At 64.5% G+C, this 476-nt stretch carries 1 protein-coding gene; it reads left to right on the top strand.

Annotation, left to right across the window (positions count from 1 at the left end):
* The first annotated feature begins 133 nt into the window (after nt 1-133).
* Nucleotides 134-379, top strand: coding sequence for a hypothetical protein (locus STARVERO_RS21810; protein ID WP_159602073.1), 246 nt, complete (start codon nt 134-136; stop codon nt 377-379).
* Nucleotides 380-476 lie beyond the last annotated feature (97 nt).

The raw sequence follows: 476 nt of genomic DNA, 5'->3' as shown, positions 1-476 counted from the left end.
TGAAGCGCGACTTTTGAATCTGCAGCACGGGACACTTGATCCTGCACCAATCATAATGGGGGCAAAAGTCCCGCTTAAGGGGTCGGTAAGAGGCTCTTGAAGCTCTCTTACCGCGAACGGCCCAGAGACGTCCATGACGGTCATCCTCAACACCCTCGGCGCGCTGATCGATAACGGCCACGGCCTCGGGGTGCACTGCCTCAATCCGGATTGCCGGCGCCACGTCGAACTCGATCTGCCCGCGCTGGCCGCGAAGCTGGGGCGAGACCACGGCTCGATGCACCGAGATCTCGCCCCGCTCATGGTGTGCACGGCCTGCGGCCAGAAGCGGGTTCAGTTCACGCTGCTGGCGCCGAACCCCAGTCGGCCGAGGCGGTGACGGCGCAGGCTCTGTCCGCCTCCCTCAGCCGCTGGCAGGCGATCTCGAAATAGGCCGGCTCGACCTCGATGCCGACATACTCCAGCCCCCGTTCAGC

Source organism: Starkeya nomas (assembly GCF_902703545.1).
GTDB classification, from domain to species: Bacteria; Pseudomonadota; Alphaproteobacteria; order Rhizobiales; family Xanthobacteraceae; genus Ancylobacter; species Ancylobacter moscoviensis.
This window is presented reverse-complemented; position numbering and strand designations above follow the sequence as displayed.